The sequence below is a fragment of the Micromonospora sp. Mcm103 genome, assembly GCF_024519755.1.
Lineage (GTDB): Bacteria > Actinomycetota > Actinomycetes > Mycobacteriales > Micromonosporaceae > Micromonospora > Micromonospora aurantiaca.
The window spans coordinates 1-5353 of the sequence record NZ_JALJRJ010000045.1 but is presented as its reverse complement, the minus strand read 5'-3'; the positions used below and the strand labels follow the sequence as shown (position 1 = coordinate 5353).

The following is a 5353-nucleotide window of genomic DNA, read 5'->3' as shown; positions in this document are numbered from 1 at the left end:
GCTTCTGGTTGGTGTGTGGTTGTTCTTTGAGAACTCAACAGGGTGCTTGTAAAGCCAGTGCCAATTGTTTTATACCCCGGACTGGTCAGGCTTTTGTCTGGCTGGTTGGGATTCCTTTGGCAACACTTTTGTTGCCAGGTTGATTGCTGTTCGACAAGTTTTTGTTGGAGAGTTTGATCCTGGCTCAGGACGAACGCTGGCGGCGTGCTTAACACATGCAAGTCGAGCGGAAAGGCCCTTCGGGGTACTCGAGCGGCGAACGGGTGAGTAACACGTGAGCAACCTGCCCCAGGCTTTGGGATAACCCCGGGAAACCGGGGCTAATACCGAATATGACCTCCGATCGCATGGTTGGTGGTGGAAAGTTTTTCGGCTTGGGATGGGCTCGCGGCCTATCAGCTTGTTGGTGGGGTGATGGCCTACCAAGGCGACGACGGGTAGCCGGCCTGAGAGGGCGACCGGCCACACTGGGACTGAGACACGGCCCAGACTCCTACGGGAGGCAGCAGTGGGGAATATTGCACAATGGGCGGAAGCCTGATGCAGCGACGCCGCGTGAGGGATGACGGCCTTCGGGTTGTAAACCTCTTTCAGCAGGGACGAAGCGTAAGTGACGGTACCTGCAGAAGAAGCGCCGGCCAACTACGTGCCAGCAGCCGCGGTAAGACGTAGGGCGCGAGCGTTGTCCGGATTTATTGGGCGTAAAGAGCTCGTAGGCGGCTTGTCGCGTCGACTGTGAAAACCCGCAGCTCAACTGCGGGCCTGCAGTCGATACGGGCAGGCTAGAGTTCGGTAGGGGAGACTGGAATTCCTGGTGTAGCGGTGAAATGCGCAGATATCAGGAGGAACACCGGTGGCGAAGGCGGGTCTCTGGGCCGATACTGACGCTGAGGAGCGAAAGCGTGGGGAGCGAACAGGATTAGATACCCTGGTAGTCCACGCTGTAAACGTTGGGCGCTAGGTGTGGGGGGCCTCTCCGGTTCCCTGTGCCGCAGCTAACGCATTAAGCGCCCCGCCTGGGGAGTACGGCCGCAAGGCTAAAACTCAAAGGAATTGACGGGGGCCCGCACAAGCGGCGGAGCATGCGGATTAATTCGATGCAACGCGAAGAACCTTACCTGGGTTTGACATGGCCGCAAAACTGTCAGAGATGGCAGGTCCTTCGGGGGCGGTCACAGGTGGTGCATGGCTGTCGTCAGCTCGTGTCGTGAGATGTTGGGTTAAGTCCCGCAACGAGCGCAACCCTCGTTCGATGTTGCCAGCGCGTTATGGCGGGGACTCATCGAAGACTGCCGGGGTCAACTCGGAGGAAGGTGGGGATGACGTCAAGTCATCATGCCCCTTATGTCCAGGGCTTCACGCATGCTACAATGGCCGGTACAATGGGCTGCGATACCGTGAGGTGGAGCGAATCCCAAAAAGCCGGTCTCAGTTCGGATCGGGGTCTGCAACTCGACCCCGTGAAGTCGGAGTCGCTAGTAATCGCAGATCAGCAACGCTGCGGTGAATACGTTCCCGGGCCTTGTACACACCGCCCGTCACGTCACGAAAGTCGGCAACACCCGAAGCCGGTGGCCCAACCCTTGTGGAGGGAGCCGTCGAAGGTGGGGCTGGCGATTGGGACGAAGTCGTAACAAGGTAGCCGTACCGGAAGGTGCGGCTGGATCACCTCCTTTCTAAGGAGCACCATCCACCGAAAGGTGGTATGGAGCCCGCACCGCCCGAACGTGGTGGTGGGGTGCTCAGATGGCGGAGACACTGGCAAGTCGGTCGCCGGCAACGGCTGCGGATCCTCTAGTACAGCCACTCTCGGGTGGTGGGAACGAGTCCGTGGTGCGGCTGGGGACGGATGTAAGCACCCTGTTGGGTCCTGAAAGAACAACCGAGGTTGTTTTTTCGGAACCATGACCCCGCCGTGAGGGCGGGGGTTGGTGCCAGGCATGGCCTGGTCTCGCAAACCGTAACCATGTGGTGGTTGTAGGTGTGGGGCTGTGGGTTGTGGGTTGGTTGTTTGTTGAGAATTGCACAGTGGACGCGAGCATCTTTGTGGTCAAGTTGTCAAGGGCGAACGGTGGATGCCTTGGCACCAGGAGCCGATGAAGGACGTGGGAGGCCGCGATAGGCCTGGGGGAGCTGTCAACCAAGCTGTGATCCCAGGGTGTCCGAATGGGGAAACCCGGCATCAGTCATGTGATGTCACCCGCACCTGAACACATAGGGTGTGTGGGGGGAACGCGGGGAAGTGAAACATCTCAGTACCCGTAGGAAGAGAAAACAAATAGTGATTCCGTGAGTAGTGGCGAGCGAAAGCGGATTGAGGCTAAACCGGCGGCGTGTGATACCTGTCAGGGGTTGCGTCGTCGGGGTTGTGGGACCCTGCTCAGCAGACTGACATCTGTTGGAGAAGTTACAAAGCTAGTGGCTAGTCGAACAGTCTGGAATGGCTGACCGTAGACGGTGATAGTCCGGTAGGTGAAAGTTGCTGGTCTTCTGTGGGTGTTCCCGAGTAGCGGCGGACTCCTGAAATCTGCCGTGAATCTGCCAGGACCACCTGGTAAGCCTAAATACTTCCTGGTGACCGATAGCGGACGAGTACCGTGAGGGAATGGTGAAAAGTACCCCGGGAGGGGAGTGAAATAGTACCTGAAACCGTTCGCCTACAATCCGTCGGAGCCTTGCGGGGTGACGGCGTGCCTTTTGAAGAATGAGCCTGCGAGTTAGTGGCATGTGGCGAGGTTAACCCGTGTGGGGGAGCCGTAGCGAAAGCGAGTCTGAATAGGGCGTTTTCAGTCGCATGCTCTAGACCCGAAGCGGAGTGATCTAGCCATGGGCAGGCTGAAGCGCGGGTAAGACCGCGTGGAGGGCCGAACCCACCAACGTTGAAAAGTTGGGGGATGACCTGTGGTTAGGGGTGAAAGGCCAATCAAACTCCGTGATAGCTGGTTCTCCCCGAAATGCATTTAGGTGCAGCGTCGCGTGTTTCTTGCCGGAGGTAGAGCACTGGATGGTCTAGGGGGCCCACAAGCTTACCGAAATCAGCCAAACTCCGAATGCCGGTAAGTGAGAGCGCGGCAGTGAGACTGCGGGGGATAAGCTTCGTAGTCGAGAGGGAAACAGCCCAGATCACCAGCTAAGGCCCCTAAGCGTGTGCTAAGTGGAAAAGGATGTGGGGTCGCATAGACAACCAGGAGGTTGGCTTAGAAGCAGCCACCCTTTAAAGAGTGCGTAATAGCTCACTGGTCAAGTGGTTCCGCGCCGACAATGTAGCGGGGCTCAAGCACACCGCCGAAGCTGTGGCATTCACATTTTAACTTCGCCTGGCCTTGATGCCAGGTGCAGGTGTGTGGATGGGTAGGGGAGCGTCGTGCCGGGGGTGAAGCAGCGGGGTGACCCAGTTGTGGACGCGGCACGAGTGAGAATGCAGGCATGAGTAGCGAAAGAAGGGTGAGAAACCCTTCCGCCGGATGACCAAGGGTTCCAGGGCCAGGCTAATCCGCCCTGGGTGAGTCGGGACCTAAGGCGAGGCCGAGAGGCGTAGTCGATGGACAACGGGTTGATATTCCCGTACCCGCGAAAGAGCGACCCTGATGAACCTCGTTGTGCTAACCACCCGAACTGCCGGCGGTCTTCGGACCAATGGTGGGGAGCGTGGGAACCTGGCGGGTAGTAGTCAAGCGATGGGGTGACGCAGGAAGGTAGCTGAGCCCGGCCGGTGGTTGTGCCGGGGTAAGCGTGTAGGCCGGTGTGTAGGCAAATCCGCACACCACTAGGGCTGAGACGTGATGCCGAGCCGATTCAGGTGAAGTCAGTGATCCTATGCTGCCGAGAAAAGCCTCTAGCGAGTTCTTAGCGGCCCGTACCCCAAACCGACACAGGTGGTCAGGTAGAGAATACCGAGGCGATCGGGCGAACTGTGGTTAAGGAACTCGGCAAATTGCCCCCGTAACTTAGGGAGAAGGGGGGCCGGAGACGTGAAGCCCCGCGCGGGTGGAGCGTTGTATGGCCGCAGAGAGCAGGGGGAAGCGACTGTTTACTAAAAACACAGGTCCATGCGAAGAAGTAATTCGATGTATATGGACTGACGCCTGCCCGGTGCTGGAACGTTAAGGGGACCTGTTAGCTCTTCGGGGCGAAGCGGAGAACTTAAGCGCCAGTAAACGGCGGTGGTAACTATAACCATCCTAAGGTAGCGAAATTCCTTGTCGGGTAAGTTCCGACCTGCACGAATGGCGTAACGACTTCCCCACTGTCTCAACCACAGGCCCGGCGAAATTGCATTACGAGTAAAGATGCTCGTTACGCGCGGCAGGACGGAAAGACCCCGGGACCTTTACTATAGCTTGACATTGGTATCTGAATTAGCTTGTGTAGGATAGGTGGGAGCCGGTGAAGTCCATACGCCAGTATGGGTGGAGGCAATCTTGAAATACCACTCTGGTTGATTTGGGTATCTAACTTCGGACCGTTATCCGGTTCAGGGACAGTGTCTGGTGGGTAGTTTAACTGGGGCGGTTGCCTCCTAAAGGGTAACGGAGGCGCCCAAAGGTTCCCTCAGCCTGGTTGGCAATCAGGTGTTGAGTGCAAGTGCACAAGGGAGCTTGACTGTGAGACTGACAGGTCGAGCAGGGACGAAAGTCGGGACTAGTGATCCGGCACTGGCATGTGGAAGCGGTGTCGCTCAACGGATAAAAGGTACCCCGGGGATAACAGGCTGATCTTCCCCAAGAGTCCATATCGACGGGATGGTTTGGCACCTCGATGTCGGCTCGTCGCATCCTGGGGCTGTAGCAGGTCCCAAGGGTTGGGCTGTTCGCCCATTAAAGCGGTACGCGAGCTGGGTTTAGAACGTCGTGAGACAGTTCGGTCCCTATCCGCCGTGCGCGTAGGATACTTGAGAAGGGCTGTCCCTAGTACGAGAGGACCGGGACGGACGAACCTCTGGTGTGCCAGTTGTCCCGCCAGGGGCACGGCTGGTTAGCTACGTTCGGAAGGGATAACCGCTGAAAGCATCTAAGCGGGAAGCTCGCTTCAAGATGAGGTATCCCACCCACATTTGTGGGGTAAGGCCCCCAGCTAGACGACTGGGTTGATAGGCCGGAAATGTAAGCCCGGTAACGGGTTCAGTTGACCGGTACTAATAGGCCGAGGACTTGACTACTAAGCTGCTACGCGTCCACTGTGCAACTCTGAACAAACCACCACCCATCAGGGTTGGTTGACATGTTCATAGAGTTACGGCGGTCATGGCGGAGGGGAAACGCCCGGTCACATTCCGAACCCGGAAGCTAAGCCCTCCAGCGCCGATGGTACTGCACTCGGGAGGGTGTGGGAGAGTAGGACACCGCCGGACAAT

3 rRNA genes are annotated in these 5353 nt (G+C 57.8%); all 3 read left to right on the top strand.

From position 1 onward, the window contains the following. The first annotated feature begins 161 nt into the window (after positions 1-161). The 3 genes from OC439_RS30075 to rrf all read left to right on the top strand — a co-directional run bounded on the left by OC439_RS30075 (position 162) and on the right by rrf (position 5350). Positions 162-1676: ribosomal RNA gene (locus tag OC439_RS30075) — 16S ribosomal RNA — on the top strand. Positions 1677-2048: 372 nt separating this feature from the next. After that, positions 2049-5158, top strand: a 23S ribosomal RNA gene (locus tag OC439_RS30070). Positions 5159-5233: 75 nt separating this feature from the next. Continuing rightward, a 5S ribosomal RNA gene (gene rrf / locus OC439_RS30065) occupies positions 5234-5350 on the top strand. The 16S, 23S and 5S rRNA genes sit together here, the layout of an rRNA operon. Positions 5351-5353: the final 3 nt, after the last annotated feature.